Source organism: Acinetobacter sp. YH12155, assembly GCF_013418255.1.
GTDB classification, from domain to species: Bacteria; Pseudomonadota; Gammaproteobacteria; order Pseudomonadales; family Moraxellaceae; genus Acinetobacter; species Acinetobacter indicus.
Genome location: NZ_VPCK01000001.1, coordinates 219186 through 237500 on the forward strand (window position 1 = coordinate 219186; position 18315 = coordinate 237500).

An 18315-nucleotide genomic window follows, 5' to 3' on the forward strand; every position below is an offset into this window, starting at 1 on the left:
GATGCGGGGGAATTAAAAAAATTCAACTAAAATTGTCGGAATTATCCTATGAAAGTTCTGTTTCATTTGTTTTTTAATGGCATTATGATCAGGAAACCCGAAAAGAAGAACATCTGTTTATGTTAGATTTACCGTTTAATCATACTGTTACGCTGATTGTGATTACAGCGATTATCTCCTTTATTGCTTTTTCCAAAGAAAAAGTCATGAACCGGCTGATTTTCTGGCCACCGGCGTTGGAACGGGGTCAATATGACCGCTTCATTACCCACGGTTTTGTCCATGCCGATGGTACCCACTTGCTGTTTAACATGATTACCCTGTTTTTCTTCGGCAGTATTATTGAAAGCTTTTACCGTCAATATCTGTATGATCTGGGCTTTGTACTGTTTTATTTAGGCGGTCTGATTGCCGCAATTTTACCGAGTTATCTGAAACACAAAAATGATCATCGCTGGGCCAGCCTGGGTGCTTCCGGTGCGGTGTCTGCAGTACTGTTTGCCTATATCCTGTTTGAACCATGGAAACTGATTTTTGTGTTCTTTATTCCGGTTCCGGCAATTATTTTTGCGGTGCTGTATGTGGCCTATAGCATCTGGTCGGGTAAACGTGGCAATTCCAATATTAACCACAGCGCGCATTTGTGGGGAGCAGCCTATGGGGTGATTATCACCATTATGATTGAGCCACGTTTAATTCCACATTTCCTGAATAAACTTAGCCAGCTTCCGTTCTAAATTTGAGCAATTTGAAGCGCCTGCGGTATATTTTGACAACGCATAACTACAAATTAACACAGTATGCCGCAGCGGTTGGCGTCTAAAATAACTCGAATAATAACGAAGATGGAAGATGAGAGATGAAAAAGTTATTTCTGATTGCCGGCTGTTTACTGAGCTTGAGTGCCTGTGCCGTCCATACCCCAGAAGGCCGTTTGGTGATTGACCCTGACTCACGTATTTATGGCCATCCAGGAGATTTCTGCCCACCAGGTCAGGCCAAAAAAGGCCGCTGCTAAGCCCATTTTTCCATTTAGCCTCCAGAATGGAGGCTTTTTACTGCGTCCTCATAAACTGCAATTTCATTGGATAATTCATACAATTTTGGTAGTTAATGCCACCCCATCTCACAATTTGGCATAGATAATGTATACATCTGTATATTAATTTGCTTTCAAGCTGCGAGTTTTTGCATGTCCACATTAGACGGCCTACAATTTCCACATTTCGAAAACCAGAAACCCAGTACTTCACGCACAGGACGTGCGATTATTGCCGAGGCACTGGCCGGTGTTGCACCGCAACTGTCCCAGCAAACCCTGTCTGAAAAAAACTGGCGCAAACAGTATCCCAAATATTTTAAGGCGCTGGTCGAATACGGCATTCAGACCTGCCAGAACCCGATTCAAATTGCTGAACAGGGCCTGAATAAAGCACATGGCAGTTTCGAGTTTTATCGACATGGTCAAAAACATCTGCTGAAAGATGTGATGAGCCTCGATGCCCAGCCTTTGCACACAGTTAAAATCCAGGGCCAAAGCACGGGGGCGCCGGAATGGTATGTGCCGTATCAGGGACAGAAACTGCAAGGTCAGACACTGCTTGAGCAAATCCAGCGCTGGGAAGATGGCGGGATTATTGAACACAGTCATGCTCAAGCTTTACGTGCAGCAGTCGCTCATCCGGAATGGTTTGATTTATCGGACCGAACCATGGTGCTGTTTGGTGCTGCTTCTGAAGCTGGCCCCCTGACCTGGCTATCGAAATGGAAAGCCAATATTGTCGCGGTCGATTTACCCAATGCCCGGGTCTGGAACAAAATTCTAGAAACCGTGCAACAGGGTAATGCCACCCTGTATGCACCAGCGACTGAAGCGGTAGATGAAAACAGCACGACTGAGCTATTAAAAGAGCAGCTTGGTGCCAATTTACTGACTCAAACTCCTGAAATTGCCCAGTGGCTAACCCAGTTTGAACAGCAGCTGGATTTGGCTGCAATTGCCTATTTAGATGGTGAAAAACACGTGCGTGTGGCCATGGCGATGGATGCGATTATGCAGGCCGTCAGCGCGCAAAAAGCCGAGACCAGCCTGATGTTTATGTGCACCCCAACTGATGTCTATGCAGTGCCTGCCGATGTGATTCAGGCCTCAAAAGACAAGTATCAGCAACGCTCGAAAGCCCAGCAACTGCTGACCCGTGGGGTTTCAACGGTCACGGCGCAACATTTCTTCCAGAAAAACCTGCATGATCTGGTGCATTCAGACAATGGACAGGATTACGGGATTGCCGACTGTCTGGTGGTGGAACAAGGACCGAACTATGCGCTGGCCAAACGTATTCAGCAATGGCGCGCCACCCTCGCCCGTCATCAGGGACAACGCGTCAGCATTAATATTGCACCATCAACCACGACCTATTCGGTGACTAAAAATCCGTTATTAAAAGCGGCATTTAATGGTGCCAGCCTGTTTGATGTAGAAGCTTTTGCGCCAGAAACCACCAATGCGATTATGGCCGCGCTCTGGATTCATGACCTGCGTAATCCACAGTCGGGGGCCAATCCGGAAGTGACTCTGAACCATCCTTTAGAGTTGATGATGGAAGGGGCCAACCATGGCGGTTTATGGCGTGTCGCATATTTGGCCCGTACTGCCCTGCCTTTTGCAGCCTTATATGGTTTTGCTACCGAGAAGCTGCCTAAAGGCTTACTGGCCAAGTTAAAGAAATAAGAGATTTTAATCTCTCTTCGATCGTTCCCTCTCTCTTGTGTAGCGGTGCTACGTATCCAAAACGGAGAGGGAGATTTTTTTAGAGACCTGCTGTCTACCTGAAAGATAAAAAGAGTGGATAGGTTCATTAAAGAAAGAGAAGCTTTGATATTGCTTAGGCTATTTCCTTACCCCCAGCCCTCACCCCTTGAGAGAATGCATTGTAGATTTGCTGTCTATCTAAAAAATAAAGGACGTCACGACTTAGCATTTGGATCATCTGTTTCATCTACAGATATAAAAAAACGCTGCCCAGGCAGCGTTTTTTATTGCGGATGAACCGGCTTAGAATACTTTCAGGAATAACCAGAACAGGCCACCCGATAAACAGATGGTTGCAGGCAAGGTGAAAATCCACGCCGATAGAATGGTTTTAACCATCTGGAAATTCAGGCCAGATTTATTCGCCACCATGGTCCCGGCCACCGCACTGTTCAAGACATGCGTGGTCGATACCGGCATACCAAAGCCATCTGCTGCAGCAATGGTCGACATCGCCACCAGCTCGGCTGACATACCCTGACCATAAGTCATGTGCTGTTTACCAATCCGTTCACCCACGGTGACCACAATACGCTTCCAGCCGACCATGGTTCCTAAGCCCAGTGCCAGTGCCACCGCAACTTTAACCCAGGTTGGAATATATTGCAGGAAGGAATCGAGATGGTCACGGTAATCATCGACCACTTTTTCCTGTTCCTTGCTCATGGCAGGTAAAGCTTCCGCTTTATCCAGACGCTTGAATGACGTGGTGCTGAGGTACATATCATTACGCAATGCTGCCACTTCTGCTTCCGGAATATTTTTCAAATCGCCGTATTGACCCACACGCTCACCTAAATGATCAGTCAAACTGGCCAAAGCCGGTACCACTTCCGGGGTGATTTCCTTGGTCTGGATGTACTTGGTGATTACTTCACGGGCCTGCGCATCCGGAATATCGGTATGGTTGGCATAAATTGCAGACGCGGTTTGCGTCGACAATTGCTGGAAAGACTGAATATGCTGGTTGTCCAGTTCCTTATTCAAGGAATAAGCCAATGGCACAATCCCAATCAGGATCAGCATGATTAAGCCCATGCCTTTCTGACCGTCATTAGAACCGTGGGCAAAGCTCACCCCAGTACAGGTAAAGATCAGGATGGCACGGATTAATGGTGGTGGCGGTTTGTTGCCCTCAGGCGGCTGGAACAGTTCCAGCTGACGTTTGAAAATCTTTTTCACCAGCAGGAACAGTACGGCAGCAAAGGCAAAACCAATTAATGGCGAGAACAGTAAAGCCTTACCGACTTTCATCACCTGTTCCATATCCACGCCGGATGCACCAGCGCCCGCATTGAGGATGTAGTTCATAATTCCCACACCCAGAATGGAACCAATTAAGGTATGCGAACTTGAAGCCGGAATACCGAGGAACCAGGTGCCTAAGTTCCAGAGAATGGCCGCAATCAGCATGGCAAAAACCATGGCAAAACCTGCGCCTGAGCCGACATTCATGATCAGCTCGACCGGTAGCAAGGCAATAATACCGTAGGCCACGGCACCACTGGCGACCATCACCCCAAGGAAGTTACAGAAACCGGCCCACATCACCGCAACCGGTGCAGACAAGGCATTGGTATAAATGACCGTAGCCACCGCGTTGGCGGTGTCATGGAAACCGTTAACAAATTCAAAGCCCAGCGCAATAAATAAAGCGGTGGCCAGCAGAATCACCGAATACAGGCTAAGCGCCGGAACATGCGATAAATCTGCCGATAATTGAAAGCCAATATAAATAAGCGTTGAAATAATAAGCGTTAGAAACACCGGCATAAAGAATTTCGGTGTTGGCACATGAACATTGGTCGACTTTTTCGGAGCCGACTGGTGTGCTGAATCTACGGGAGTTTGATTAGAATTCATGCAAGCAGGAAAAGAGGATACAAAATCCCCTTATTGTTCAGTTAAATTGTGACAATTATATGACAAAAGCAGGTCAAATAAAGTAATTTTTCTACTTTATTTGCCACAATTTCCTGATAATTTTATAGACAAAAAATCAAACTATTTAAAATAAATCAAAAACTTATAAACCACCATCTCATCTTCATCCGGTTTTCTGTCACTGCTGTCATCTTTGATGACCCTGAAATATTACAAGCACAGCAAAACCCGGCCCATTTTTAGGCCATCTCATGCTGCCATAGCTATATGACAATTTTATGAATCCTTACAATGATTTATTTATAACGATGTGTATATTTTCAAAATAAGCCCATGAAAACGTATACTTTTTCAGCAAAGATGCCACAAAGTTCCGTTCCATCCCATCAATTACGGAAAAAAGCAGTCGAACTCTGCTAAAATATTGCGCATTTCTGATTCATCAAAACAAGGGTTTTTTATGTCCACGCTTGCTACCCTGAAAGAACTTCTTGCCAAAAGAATTTTAATTATTGATGGTGCCATGGGTACCATGATCCAACGCCATAAATTGGAAGAAGCCGATTATCGTGGTGAGCGTTTTGCTGACTGGGCCTATGACCTGAAAGGCAACAATGACCTGCTGGTACTGACCCAGCCGCAGATTATTCAAGGCATTCATGAAGCCTACCTAGATGCCGGCGCCGATATTATTGAAACCAACAGCTTTAACGGCACACGTGTTTCCATGGCGGATTACCACATGGAAACGCTGGTTCCGGAAATTAACCGTGAAGCTGCGCGTCTGGCCAAAGCTGCCTGTGAAAAATATTCAACACCGGAAAAACCACGTTTTGTGGCGGGTGTCTTGGGGCCAACCTCACGCACCTGTTCAATTTCACCAAACGTGAATGATCCGGCATTTCGTAATATCACTTTTGATGAACTCAAAGAAAACTATATTGAAGCTGCGCACGCCCTGATTGAAGGCGGTGCCGATATTCTGCTGATTGAAACCGTTTTCGATACCCTGAACTGTAAAGCGGCAATTTTTGCGGTAAAAGAAGTCTTTAAACAGCTGGGCCGCGAATTACCGTTGATGATTTCCGGTACCATCACCGATGCCTCAGGTCGTACCTTAACCGGCCAGACTGCCGAAGCGTTCTGGAACTCGGTGCGTCATGGCGATTTACTCTCTATTGGTTTTAACTGTGCCTTAGGTGCAGATGCCATGCGTCCACACGTAAAAACCGTGTCCGATGTGGCTGATGTCTTTGTTTCTGCACACCCGAATGCCGGCTTGCCAAATGCCTTTGGCGGTTATGATGAAACCCCGGAACAAACTGCTGCCTTCTTAAAAGAATTTGCCGAAAGCGGTCTAATTAATATTACCGGTGGTTGCTGTGGCACCACGCCGGATCATATCCGTGCCATTGCACAAGCCGTTGAAGGTATTGCACCGCGTCAACTGCCAGAAATTGAACCTGCCTGCCGTTTAAGTGGTTTAGAACCATTTAACATCACCAAAGATTCCTTGTTCGTGAACGTCGGTGAGCGGACCAACGTGACCGGTTCGAAAAAATTCCTGCGTCTGATTCGTGAAGAAAACTTTGCCGAAGCGCTGGATGTGGCCCGTCAACAGGTTGAAAGCGGTGCACAGGTCATCGACATCAACATGGATGAAGGCATGCTCGATTCACAGGGCGCGATGGTGCACTTCCTGAATCTGGTGGCCTCTGAGCCGGACATTTCCCGTGTGCCAATCATGATTGACTCATCTAAATGGGAAATTATTGAAGCCGGTCTGAAATGTGTACAAGGTAAAGCTGTCGTCAACTCGATTTCCCTGAAAGAAGGTTATGACGAGTTTGTCGAAAAAGCGCGTCTATGCCGTCAGTATGGTGCTGCCGTGATCGTAATGGCCTTTGATGAAAATGGTCAGGCCGATACTGCCGCACGTAAAAAAGAAATCTGTAAACGTTCTTATGATGTGCTGGTCAATGACGTGGGCTTCCCGGCTGAAGATATTATCTTTGACCCGAACGTGTTTGCGGTTGCAACCGGTATTGAAGAACACAACAACTATGCGGTAGATTTCATTGAAGCGACGGGCTGGATTAAACAGAATCTGCCACATGCCATGATTTCTGGCGGTATTTCTAACGTGTCGTTCTCTTTCCGTGGTAATGAGCCAGTGCGTGAAGCAATTCATGCCGTGTTCCTGTACTATGCGATTAAACAGGGCCTGACCATGGGTATTGTAAACGCTGGTCAGCTAGCCATTTATGATGATATTGACCCGGAACTGAAAGATGCGGTTGAGAACGTGATTCTGAACCAGAATCAGGGTACCAGCGGTCAGGATGCTACGGAAAAACTGCTGGAAGTGGCAGAAAAATATCGTGGTCAGTCGGGCGTTAAAAAAGAAGAAGAAAACCTGGAATGGCGTAACCAGCCTGTGGAAAAACGTCTGGAATATGCGCTGGTCAAAGGGATTACCACTTTTATTAATGAAGACACCGAAGAAGCCCGCTTAAAAGCCAAACGTCCGCTAGATGTGATTGAAGGTCCACTCATGGACGGTATGAACGTGGTCGGCGATCTGTTTGGTGCCGGTAAAATGTTCCTGCCGCAAGTGGTGAAATCGGCCCGTGTGATGAAACAGGCGGTGGCCTGGTTAAACCCGTACATCGAAGCAGAAAAAACTGTGGGCGAGTCCAAAGGTAAAGTGCTGATGGCCACAGTAAAAGGCGATGTCCACGATATTGGTAAAAACATTGTTGGTGTGGTCTTGGGCTGTAACGGCTATGACATTATTGACCTGGGCGTGATGGTACCGGCAGAGAAAATCCTGCAAACTGCGATTGATGAAAAAGTCGATATTATTGGCCTGTCGGGTCTGATCACCCCATCTTTGGATGAAATGGTCTTTGTGGCCAAAGAAATGCAGCGTAAAGGCTTCAATATTCCATTGATGATTGGCGGTGCGACCACCTCGAAAGCGCATACGGCTGTGAAAATTGATCCACAATATTCCAATGATGCGGTGATTTATGTGGCTGATGCTTCACGTGCTGTTGGTGTGGCAACCACCCTGCTGTCACAAGAGATGAAACCAGCCTTTGTAGCAGACACTCGTGCTGAATATGCCAAAGTACGTGAGCGGATTGCCAACAAGCAGCCGAAAGCGGCGAAACTGTCTTATGCAGAATCAATTGAAAACGGCCTGAAAATTGACTTTAAAGCCAATACACCGGTAAAACCAAACTTTATTGGTACCCAGACCCTGACCAACTATCCGCTGGAAACACTGGTTGAATATTTTGACTGGACGCCATTCTTTATTTCATGGAGTCTGGCCGGTAAATTCCCCGCCATCCTGACCGATGAAGTGGTGGGTGAAGCAGCGACCGACTTATACAATCAGGCGCAGGCGATGCTGAAAGATATTATCGACAATAAACGCTTTGATGCGCGCGCGGTATTTGGCCTGTATCCGGCCAACCGTTCCGGTGCAGATTCAGTCGAGGTGTATGATGCAACGGGCACGCATGTCACGCATACTTTCCAGCACGTTCGTCAGCAGTCAGACAAAGTCACTGGCAAACCGAACCTGTCACTGGCGGATTTTGTCGCGCCAAAAGGTGAAGCAGAAGACTATTTAGGTGGCTTTACCGTGTCGATCTTTGGTGCAGAAGAAATGGCCAATGAGTACAAAGCCAAAGGCGATGACTACAATGCCATTCTGGTGCAGTCTTTAGGTGACCGTTTTGCTGAAGCCTTTGCCGAGCATTTACATGAACGTATCCGTAAAGAGTTCTGGGGCTATCAGGCCAATGAACAACTGTCGAATGAAGAGCTGATTAAAGAGAAATATGTCGGGATTCGTCCGGCGCCGGGCTACCCTGCTTGTCCTGAACATTCTGAAAAAGCACCACTATTTGACTGGTTAGGTTCAACTGACAAGATTGGTACGCAACTGACCAGCAGCTTTGCGATGTGGCCACCTTCATCAGTCAGTGGTTTCTACTATGCCAACCCTGAAAGCCAGTACTTTAACGTGGGTAAAATCGCAGGCGACCAGCTTGAAGATTATGCGCAGCGTAAAGGTTGGACACTGGATGAAGCGAAACGTTGGTTAGCGCCAAATTTGGATGATTCGATTTCTTAAGAATCTCTCTAGTCCTCTTTATTAAAGGGGGAACTAAAAATCCCCCTAAATCCCCCTTTTTCAAAGGGGGACTTTGTCATGTGATTAAATGAATTACGAATCCAAAACCACCATCAAATTCGCGTAAAGTTCCCCCTCTGCCTCTCAGGAGAGGGTCAGGGAGAGGTATTTAAAACAAAGCGCCAGAAAAGTTGAAGGAGAGGCCCTTTCCTCATTCATACTGTTGCAAATAACGCTCTAGCTCTTCCTGAACCAGCACCGCTGCATGCTTCTGAATTTGCGTTTGACTTAACAGTCCTTCCGAATCAACCACCACCACACGATGTCCATCTTGCTGCAAACGCTCTACCCCTTCAAACAGCATCCGTGCACCCACATCATGAATTAAGGTGAGGTTGGTCAGATCGAGTACAATCGTCGTATCACCCGGTGGCTCTTCCTGTAAATTGCGCAGCAACATTTCTGACTCGGTAAACTGCAACACTCCGCGCAGTTCATAGACGCGAACATCATCATTTTTGCCAGCCCAATAACAGCTTTGAATAATGGTTTGTGCGGAAGGCGTCCCTTCCATCAGATGCAGGCCCATATCGGCAGATAAGCGCTCGAAAATATCAATCCCGCGGACACTGTTGCCATGTTCATCTACACGCGGTGAAAATACCGCAATACCGACCTGCCCCGGCAGTACGCCAATAATCCCGCCAGACACGCCACTTTTGGCCGGAATCCCCACCGTGGTGAGCCAGTCTCCGGCAGCATCATACATACCACAACTGAGCATCACGCTTAACACCTGCCGCACCACTGCCCGATCCAGCAAACACTCACCCGTTTTCGGATGCAGGCCACCATTGGCCAAGACACGGGCGATGTGCGCCAAATCCTTAACCGTGACCTTAATTGCGCACTGCTGGATATATCCATTTACAATTTCGACCGGGTCAGTGTCCAGTGCACCGACAGTACGCAGCATATAGCCAATCGACAGATTCCGGAATGCAGTCTTCATTTCGGAGGTATAGACCTGCTCATCAAAACTTAATTCCCGTCCGGCCAGTTCACTTAAAAAACGGCGCAGCTGCTCGGCCCGTGAAATGCCAGCCGTAGTTTGAATTAATGAATGGGTGGTAATCGCCCCCGAGTTGATCATCGGGTTTTTCGGAATATTCAGTTCTTTATCTAGGGAAATCTGGTTAAAGGCTTCTCCGGAGGGTTCAACGCCTACTTTTTGCAAAACTTCTTCAATGCCCAACTGCTCCAGCACCAGTGCATAGGCAAAGGGTTTGGACATGGACTGGATGGTAAATTCATGACCATCATCACCGCTGGAATAGATCATGCCATCTGCGGTGGACAGGGCCAGCGCCAGCTTGTTAGGATCAGCCTGTGCCAGTTCCGGAATATAATCGGCCAGCTGCCCGCCCACATTGCGCTGACATTGTGACAAAACATGCTTTAAATAATCTGGAACAGGCGTTTGCATAGGGTGGGTCCTTCTTTGGGCATTATCATTGTTGTAGATGGCAACTTTATTTTATACCGCAAGCCGGCACGTTTTGGCCCGGCAGTTACAGCATCGCTACACGCATCGCTTTTCTAAATCTTCTTGATTCAATTATGCGTTCAAGATTGTGCACTTTTTTAGATCACTGTCTGGGAGAAGCTGCTATGATGGCGCGATTTTTTGACTTACCTGCAATTTGTTCATGTTAGCCGAAAATTTCTCCCTCTACAGTGTGCTAATCCCGCTGTTTATGATGGCCTTTGGCAGCGTCATTCTGCTGCTGCGGCTGTTCCAACCGATTCCCACCTATTTTCTGTGGTATGCCGCATCGACCTTGTGTACGGGTCTGGCCGTACTGATCATTACCGTGGTCTCCGCCCAAGTGTTGCCGACCTTTAGCTTTATTCCGTCCACGCTGCTGTTTATCAGCTGTGCGATGTTCACCCATGCCATTCATTTACGGCTGAATGTCACTACGCGCTGGGCATTTCTTCTGGTGCTAATTACCATTGCCGAGTCAATTTATGTGTATTTTTCGGTGTTTGATGAGCAATATGCACAGCGGATGCTGGTGCTGACCATCACCATTACCCTGATTTTTTCGCATAATTTAAAGGCTTTATATCAGGTCAAGCTCAAGCAGAAACTGGATCGCCTGTTACGCCTGTCACTGTTGCTGTTAAGTGCGGTGATTGCGCTGCGCACCCTGTATCTGTTTGTGGTATTACAGCCGACCAACCAGATTTTAAGTAACCTGAATCGCGGATAAGAAATTGACTTGAAAAATAAGAGGACTAGAGCCATCAGTTGAGTTACCACACCAAACTCACAACTCTAGTCCTGATGTTCAATAGTACCGAATTATTCTGCGTAATTGATGATTTTTTTCTTAAATTTGAATCAACTTATTGGGAGTTTCTCAAACAAAACTGTGGTTCCTTAAGAATCAGAACTGCTCAACTCACAATTTCAGAGGTAATCCTCCCATAAATAACCGAAGTTAAAAGTAGAGGTTAAGCAGCCATTAGAGGTGGCTTTCCTTTGTTAGCTTGATGTGGTCTTTCATGGTTGTAATGCCACAACCAGTTTGTTGCATAATCTTGTACTTCATCCAAAGTATCAAATAAATGCTTGCTCAGCCAACTATAACGTATGGTCCGATTATAGCGTTCAATATACGCATTCTGCTGTGGCTTACCCGGTTGAATATATTCAATACGAATACCGTGCTCAGTAGCCCAGCGCACAAATTCGTGACTGATAAATTCGGGACCATTATCGCATCGGATCACTAACGGTTTTTCTCTCCACTCCAGCAATTGATTCAACGTACGAATAACCCTGATTGTGGGCAATGAGAACCCTGCTTCAGTGGCTAGGCCTTCGCGGCGGTAATCATCAATCACATTCAATAATCGAAACTTGCGACCATCGGAAAGCTGATCATGCATAAAATCTAATGACCAAACCTGATTTTCTCGGATTGGTTCTTTCAATGGTTCAGGCGCATGCCGTTTTAGTCTTCTTCTCGGTTTAATACGCAGATTCAGTGCCAACTCACAGTAAATGCGGTAAACCCGCTTGTGATTCTGAAGATATCCTCCTTTTAGTTGAGCACTTTTTAAAACGCTTTGAAAAAATGTACGACAAACAAATTCAGGGAGTAAGTGAAAAAGCCACCGCCTTTATGCAAAGTTATGCTTGGCCAGGCAACATTCGTGAACTGGAAAACTTGTTGGAGCGTGCAGTACTGCTCACCGAAGCGCAACAAATGATTAAACTGAATGCGTTATTCCCACAAAAGCATGAACACGATGCTGAAGATGTGCAAGACAGCACAGATTTAGACAGATTGGTCACCGAAGGTTTTGACTTAGAACAGCATGAGCAACAATTGATTATGACCGCCATGCAAAAAGCCAAACAGAATGTATCTGAAGCTGCCCGCTTATTGGGAATTTCACTTGCCGCACTGGATTATCGTTTAAAAAAATACGCCATGCGTTAAAACTTCCTTCAATAAAAAAAGCCTTGTTTTTCAACAAGGCTTTTGCACTTTAAAGCAGCAATATTACCAACTCAGGGTCTGTGTGCCTGGGCGGAAAATCGCTTCACCCATCACATCTGGATTTGAATATTTTAAACCTTTGATTAAATCACCCTCGGCAACACCATACTGATCCATACACATTTTGCAAATATAGACCTCACCACCTTTGGCCATAATGCTTTTTAGCATTTTTTGATGCTCAGCATATTTATGTTCAAAACGGTTAGATGCCAACATCACACCCTGATCAACCAAGTAAATGGTCAGTGGATGACCTTTGCCAAACTGGTTATTGCTCATGCCAATTGCCATTTTGGTACGGTGTGCATCATTACTGGTGAGCAATACAAATAGCGGATCTTTGTTATTCTCTGCCATAGCAGGCGATAGACTTGCAAAGCTCAGGAATAAAGACAGACACAACAGCTTAATCAATTTCATGGTTGATCTCAGAGTCAATTTAGATGTGATTAAAATAGTAGCATAATAAATATAATATATTTAAATAATTAATATATTATGCTTCGCATCTACAATTGACTTAAAAACCAGTGCTGCAAATGACCAAGTGCAGCCATCCCAGCTACAAAAAAAACAAAGCGCCACCCAATAGGCAGCGCTAAATACAAATTAAGCATTCGTGTTTTAAATAAACAGTTTAAGCGGCTAAATTTTTCTTAAGCTCATCTTCTACAATGCTAATTTCTAGCTCACTGAAACGACGGATTTCACCTTCTGCATGTTTTTCTAACATACCACCAATCAATGGAACTTTAACTTTAATGGTCCAGTCCAACTGAATTTCAATTTTTTCTTGATTACCTGTAACGGTACGCTCGCCTTTGGCTTCCAAAGGTAAGTTAGCGCCCAACTCAACTGTAGAAGTAAGTGCTGATAAGTTGGTCACATCATTACGTTTTAAACGAAATGCATCTTTTAATAGTTTTTTTGCCATATCTGGAATATTCACATCCAAGTTATAAGCACGACGCAGGGTGTAAATATCACCATTCTTTTTTGATTCTAAAATTTCTAAATTTTCACCTGGAATACGTTTACACACCGCTTCATGTAACGCAATATCTGCCACTAAACGCTTAAATTCGTCAATTGAAACGCCATGAATAGTGGCATTAACAGTAAATTGATGAGCCATTTGAGTTCCTTTTATTTTGTTTATTGATGGAGTAGGTCTAGCATCATCGTGCAATATAATTTGGCTGATGCTCAACGGGTATAAGTTGTTTTATATCCTAAATACAACTTTATTTTCAGGCTATTAAAGTATTTTTTCCACCTGTTGTCATTGACTCTAATTGTTCAAATCTGTGTGTAGGATGCCAAATTCAGCAGCATAAATATCATGACTATATAAAGTAAGATAATGCCCACAAAATTCGATTTTGGCATAAAAATGCTCTGCCCCATCATCCAATCCTGTGGCATACCAAGTGGTGCCTTGAGGAAAATCATCCAACCATTGGGCTTGATAAAAATCTGCAATTGAATCGAACTGTAAATAACGTTCTGGATTAGACAGAATATTTTGTGCAAGATGATCAAACTGAGCAAGCTGTGCCTGTTTAAAATGGATCAGGTTACTCATGCTTATCCTTTAAGGCAAAACTTGCACATGTTGTTGCTGACGTATTTTGCTCCATTCACGCCATCCTAAATAAGCCAATACCACAAATCCTACATAAAGCGCTGCGGTTAAAAATAAAGCTTTATAAATAAACATGCCTACGTAGAGTAGATCGACCACAATCCAAAGCAACCATGTAGCCAAATATTTACGACTGGTCCAATAGGTTGCCAACAGACTCAAAGCTGCAAGTTGTGCATCTAATAACGGTACAGATGCCTGCGTCCACTGCATTAAACTTAGACCAAAAATAAGCCCCAAGCCCATACTGAGTATAAGCTGCTGCAGCATTTTATTTTGCGATAAGGTCTGAATCACGATGGCTTGAGTGTCTTGCTGTGTAGTTTTCCACTGGTAAAAACCGTAAATTGCCATTACCATAAATAAGGTTTGCAATACTGTTTCGCCATACAATTGATATTCAAAGAATAAATAGGCATACAACAAACAGGCAATAAAATTTACCACCCAACAAGCAATATGCCGTTTGATGGTTAACGTCACGCCTAAGACACTGATCAATACAGCAATTATTTCTAAAACCGACATTGATGCAGCCTATGAAAAAGAAAAATGCATGATACCTTGTTTCTGTAATACTGCTCAAACTCAGACTGAGTTAAGCACAAGTCAAAACAATAAAAATAAACACCCGATAAAATTGGCTTTATACATCTGCATGATTATATTTATGTTCTTGTCCAAAACGGTCTACATGGGTAATAAAAACACCATATTTACCCACATAATATTCCAAAGATTGTTGATAAAAACTCCAGTAAATCGACCACTCACCTAAATCTAACTGACGAATCTGCGTTTGGGCTTTAGCAGGCATTTTATTGAGTAATTCTTGCTGTATGGTTGTGGCATCATCAGGGTCGGAAGTAGAAACTTTTAGGCTTAAAAATAACGCTGCGACATCATCAAACAGTTGCTGTTCATAGGCAGCGACTTCTTCAATCACCTCTTCAACCGGTCGCGGGCATTTCTGGCTAATCGGGCCTTGTACCATATTGCAATAGGCGGCCTGATGTTTCTGAAAGGCACGGTTAATTCTGATTTTGATCATGACTTTCCACAGCGCATAAAAGGCCAGAAAAATCAGGAGGATTGCCAGTATTTTTGCCATAAGCCCGCTTACCTCAATGGTTCGGTTCTCATTTCCCAACGTTTGGTCTCGTGTCTCTTATTTCAGCACTCTTACAGATGGATCATGCCTGACGATGAGGATGATTCCATGCGCTCATCAAGATGACCCCATCGCATCTGCGCTGCCAAACTGCTGTCTTTTTATTCATTTTGACACAAAACAGTATCAATCCCCCAATAAAAAATTCTCACAACGCCTAAAAAACTGCGTAAATCACAACAAGATTGTCATTTTATTGAAGGTTTATTTACATTCAAATAGGTTCTTGTTTATGCCTTTACCAACACAATGATTAGATCCGCTCGAATTCAAGATGTCCCGAGCCTTATTCGCGTTTTGCACGACAGTATCCGATCCTGTAGCCTCGATCATCAACATCGTGAAATCAAGATTCAACGCCTGCTCGAAAATAAAAATCAGGAAAATCTGCTGTTACTGATGCACTATAACAACTGCTGGGTGTATGAGCTACAGCATCAGGTGGTCGGTTTTATTCTGGCCAGCGATCAGGGTGAAGTATTAATGAATTATGTCGCGCCCGATGTCCAGCAGCGCGGTATTGGCAAGCTGCTGCTCAATGAAGTGCTGCATTATTATCAGCAACGCCAGATGAAACGGATTGTACTGGCCAGCACCCGCACGGCGCTGCCCTTTTATCAAAAATATGGCTTTCAGATTCAGCCGCAGGCAATTGAGCCTGTTTTACATATTCCTTTGGTCAAATATCTGGACTAAAGATTTTTCTCTGGCTTAATGTCCGGCAATCCTGCACTGATCCCGGCCGGCTTCTTTGGCCAGATACAGCTGCTGATCGGCTGCTTTCATAAATTCCAGTACACTGGCATAGGGCTGCTTGCCGGTCATCCAGGCCACGCCCATACTGACCGTAACATAGTCTTTCGTATCCTGACGGGCAATGTGCTGCATTTGCTCGGCACGAACCGCCTGTAATACCTGTGCCATCATCGGCTCTAATAAGGCAATCGGGACATTGTGCAGTATCAAGGCAAATTCTTCACCGCCATAACGTGCCACATAGGCATTTTCAGGCAAGGCACGATTTAAGATCAGCACCAGCTGCTGCAAAACCTGATCTCCTTTTAAGTGGCCATAATGATCGTTATATTTTTTAAAATAATCGACATCCAGCATCACAAACGCCAGGGTATGTTCAGGCTGCTGACAGGTCTGCTCAAAACGTAGCAGGATTTCATCATTCAAGGCACGGCGATTATAGGCACCGGTCAGCGCATCAATTTTTACCTGCAATTCCAGCTTGGCATTTAACTGGCTTAACTGGGCGGTACGTTCCTTGACTTTAACATCCAGCGAATTATTCAGGCTCAGCAAACGGTTATTCAGTTTTTCAATATAGGCAGTATCACGCGCATAGTTACGTGCCTGCTGCAGCATAATCAGCAAGGCATACAGACTGGTAGAAATAAACGATAAAGGAATTGATTCAATCAGGTTTAAGGCCAGCAACAGATCATGAATAAAGCTGCCAAACAGCAGCAATACTGCACATATGGTTAATTTGGAATAACTCAGTTTCTGCCGCAAAGTTTCGGCAAAACCGTAGATAAAATTGACCAGCACCAGCAGACTGAATAAAGAACTCCATAACGCCAGCTGTTCCAGCACCATCGGCGGTGCCCATAATGCAGCGACCAGATTAATGGCAATGAGCAACAGCGCAGCACAATATACCCAGCGATGTAAATAACGCTGGTTAAACAGGAACATATAGCTCAAGAAAAATAAAATGGCCAGAAAACTGAACAGATATTGCAGCCGCAGTCCCCAGATCCAGTTGATGTCGGTAAAGGCGGTATAGGCATACGGGGCTGCAAACAGGTTATGCAGCGCCAGAAACACAATAAAAATGCCAAATACAAACACACTTTGTGCATTCGGCGGCATCACCCCACGGAAAAAGGAAAAGACCAGGGTAAACAGTCCAATCCCGAGCACACCGCCGCTGATCATGGCCACGCTCATCATCAGGCGCTGGTATTGGTAGTTTATGGTACGGCTGAGTCCAATTTTTATTGAATGTTCCAGCCCGCCCCTGAAGTTCTGGAAACTGGAGGCCTGAATCGCCAGGGTAAAATATTCACTGTCGGCAATAAAATAGGCAAGCCGATGACTATTGCCGTTTTCATGGCGGGCAGCATCAGGACCGGCTTCCCCCACGCGTGCCAGCGGCTCACCATTTAAATACACCCGGTAGGCACCCTGCTGGCTAGGCATCCAGATCGCAATGCGGCGACCGACAAACTCTTTTGGCAACTGAAAATGCCCAATAAATGTGCCATAGCCTTCCATTTGGCCAGTCAGTTGCTGAAAAGAAGCCGGTAAATGCACCCGTTCTGCAGTCAGTACTGCACTGGGCTGTTGAATAAACTGCTGATTGTAAAACAGCCACGAACCATCCAAATTGGTGCTGGAGCGTTCACTAAACTGCAGGGTCGTAATCAGCTGCTGCTGATAATAGGAGTCTGGTGGGGAATCATAATGATGTGCTCGCGCCGGAGCAAGGCTGAGTGCACACAGACACAGCCAGGCCATCAACAGGAGAGAAATCCGAAAGTAGGCGCGCTGTTCCAATAAAATGATAATCCCTGCAGACATTGGAAAGGAATGATTTTAATGTACTGTGTATTGAAGGGCTTTCAAATTACTTTTTGCACTATTTTTGCACAAGCCGACCAGAGACATCCTGTTCTCCGGTCAGGGAATGTGGAAGGCTTATTCGTCGCGGGTTTTCACGTCAAATAATTCAATTTCAAAAATCAGGTTGGAATTGGCCGGAATAATATTGCCAATTTTACGCTCGCCATATGCCAAATGGGATGGCACGATCAGCTTGCGCTTACCGCCAACTTTCATCCCGAGAATGCCCTGATCCCAACCTTTAATCACACGGCCGGTACCAATCACGGTTTCAAAATAGTTACCGCGGTCAATGGAAGAGTCGAACTTGGTACCATCTTCCAGCCAGCCGGTATAGTGAGTGGTAATTAAAGCGCCTTTGACCGCTTCTTTGCCCTCACCCACTTTTAAATCAATAATTTCTAATTCTTTTGACATGCGTCTGCTCTCTTCAACCAA

At 45.1% G+C, this 18315-nt stretch carries 15 protein-coding genes and 3 pseudogenes; 8 read left to right on the forward strand and 10 right to left on the reverse strand.

The window, feature by feature from the left end:
* The first annotated feature begins 119 nt into the window (after nt 1-119).
* From FTU86_RS01065 to FTU86_RS01075, 3 genes are all read left to right on the forward strand, one after another.
* A complete protein-coding gene (locus FTU86_RS01065; protein WP_005179422.1) occupies nt 120-737 on the forward strand; it encodes a rhomboid family intramembrane serine protease in 618 nt (205 codons plus the stop codon).
* A 122-nt stretch (nt 738-859) separates the two neighbouring features.
* Nucleotides 860-1018 carry a hypothetical protein gene (locus tag FTU86_RS01070; RefSeq protein ID WP_005179424.1) on the forward strand — a complete coding sequence of 53 codons (159 nt, stop codon included), beginning with the start codon at nt 860-862 and terminating at the stop codon, nt 1016-1018.
* Nucleotides 1019-1192: 174 nt separating this feature from the next.
* Nucleotides 1193-2731, forward strand: a complete 1539-nt coding sequence (locus FTU86_RS01075; RefSeq protein ID WP_180036485.1) for a hypothetical protein — start codon at nt 1193-1195, stop codon at nt 2729-2731.
* A gap of 324 nt (nt 2732-3055) precedes the next feature.
* On the opposite strand, the gene FTU86_RS01080 is transcribed toward FTU86_RS01075, so the two are convergent.
* Nucleotides 3056-4675, reverse strand: coding sequence for an inorganic phosphate transporter (locus FTU86_RS01080; RefSeq protein ID WP_005179429.1), 1620 nt, complete (start codon nt 4673-4675; stop codon nt 3056-3058).
* 481 nt (nt 4676-5156) lie between these two features.
* Here FTU86_RS01080 and metH point away from each other — a divergent pair, with 481 nt between their 5' ends.
* Entirely contained in the window at nt 5157-8846 is a 3690-nt protein-coding gene (gene metH / locus FTU86_RS01085) for a methionine synthase (RefSeq protein WP_168390106.1), read from the forward strand.
* 211 nt (nt 8847-9057) lie between these two features.
* Here the strand turns inward: metH and FTU86_RS01090 are convergent, their stop codons facing one another.
* Complete coding sequence (locus FTU86_RS01090) at nt 9058-10332, reverse strand: glutaminase (RefSeq protein ID WP_168416712.1); 1275 nt, start codon at nt 10330-10332, stop codon at nt 9058-9060.
* Between the two features lie 223 nt (nt 10333-10555).
* Here FTU86_RS01090 and FTU86_RS01095 point away from each other — a divergent pair, with 223 nt between their 5' ends.
* The gene (locus tag FTU86_RS01095) at nt 10556-11122 is read left to right on the forward strand and encodes a hypothetical protein (protein ID WP_228153072.1); all 567 of its coding nucleotides are present in this window, start codon (nt 10556-10558) and stop codon (nt 11120-11122) included.
* Between the two features lie 74 nt (nt 11123-11196).
* A pseudogene (locus FTU86_RS01100) lies at nt 11197-11331 on the forward strand (IS982 family transposase); the annotation flags it as partial.
* A gap of 35 nt (nt 11332-11366) precedes the next feature.
* Here FTU86_RS01100 and FTU86_RS01105 read toward each other — a convergent pair.
* A pseudogene (locus tag FTU86_RS01105) lies at nt 11367-11954 on the reverse strand (IS3 family transposase); the annotation flags it as partial.
* On the opposite strand from FTU86_RS01105, the pseudogene FTU86_RS01110 reads away from it, so the two are divergent.
* Nucleotides 11945-12361, forward strand: a pseudogene (locus tag FTU86_RS01110) (helix-turn-helix domain-containing protein); the annotation flags it as partial. The pseudogenes FTU86_RS01105 and FTU86_RS01110 sit on opposite strands and share 10 nt — an antisense overlap.
* Before the next feature lie 63 nt (nt 12362-12424).
* Here the strand turns inward: FTU86_RS01110 and FTU86_RS01115 are convergent.
* From FTU86_RS01115 to FTU86_RS01135, 5 genes are all read right to left on the reverse strand, one after another.
* Nucleotides 12425-12844 (reverse strand): DsrE family protein, encoded by a 420-nt coding sequence (locus FTU86_RS01115; RefSeq protein ID WP_104505546.1) that lies wholly within the window; start codon nt 12842-12844, stop codon nt 12425-12427.
* Nucleotides 12845-13061: 217 nt separating this feature from the next.
* Nucleotides 13062-13559 (reverse strand): DUF2505 domain-containing protein, encoded by a 498-nt coding sequence (locus FTU86_RS01120; protein WP_104488713.1) that lies wholly within the window; start codon nt 13557-13559, stop codon nt 13062-13064.
* A 156-nt stretch (nt 13560-13715) separates the two neighbouring features.
* On the reverse strand, nt 13716-14009 hold the full coding sequence (locus FTU86_RS01125; RefSeq protein WP_104488712.1) for a hypothetical protein: 294 nt from the start codon (nt 14007-14009) through the stop codon (nt 13716-13718).
* Between the two features lie 9 nt (nt 14010-14018).
* Nucleotides 14019-14597: a nicotinamide riboside transporter PnuC gene (pnuC, locus tag FTU86_RS01130; RefSeq protein ID WP_104488711.1), complete on the reverse strand. Its 579-nt coding sequence runs from the start codon at nt 14595-14597 to the stop codon at nt 14019-14021.
* Between the two features lie 118 nt (nt 14598-14715).
* Entirely contained in the window at nt 14716-15180 is a 465-nt protein-coding gene (locus FTU86_RS01135; RefSeq protein ID WP_104505545.1) for a hypothetical protein, read from the reverse strand.
* A gap of 309 nt (nt 15181-15489) precedes the next feature.
* On the opposite strand from FTU86_RS01135, the gene FTU86_RS01140 reads away from it, so the two are divergent.
* Entirely contained in the window at nt 15490-15936 is a 447-nt protein-coding gene (locus FTU86_RS01140; protein WP_045796254.1) for a GNAT family N-acetyltransferase, read from the forward strand.
* 15 nt (nt 15937-15951) lie between these two features.
* Here FTU86_RS01140 and FTU86_RS01145 read toward each other — a convergent pair whose 3' ends face one another.
* A complete protein-coding gene (locus FTU86_RS01145; protein ID WP_168389846.1) occupies nt 15952-17835 on the reverse strand; it encodes a diguanylate cyclase in 1884 nt (627 codons plus the stop codon).
* Nucleotides 17836-17952: 117 nt separating this feature from the next.
* Entirely contained in the window at nt 17953-18294 is a 342-nt protein-coding gene (locus FTU86_RS01150) for an FKBP-type peptidyl-prolyl cis-trans isomerase (RefSeq protein ID WP_005179461.1), read from the reverse strand.
* Between the last annotated feature and the right edge of the window lie 21 nt (nt 18295-18315).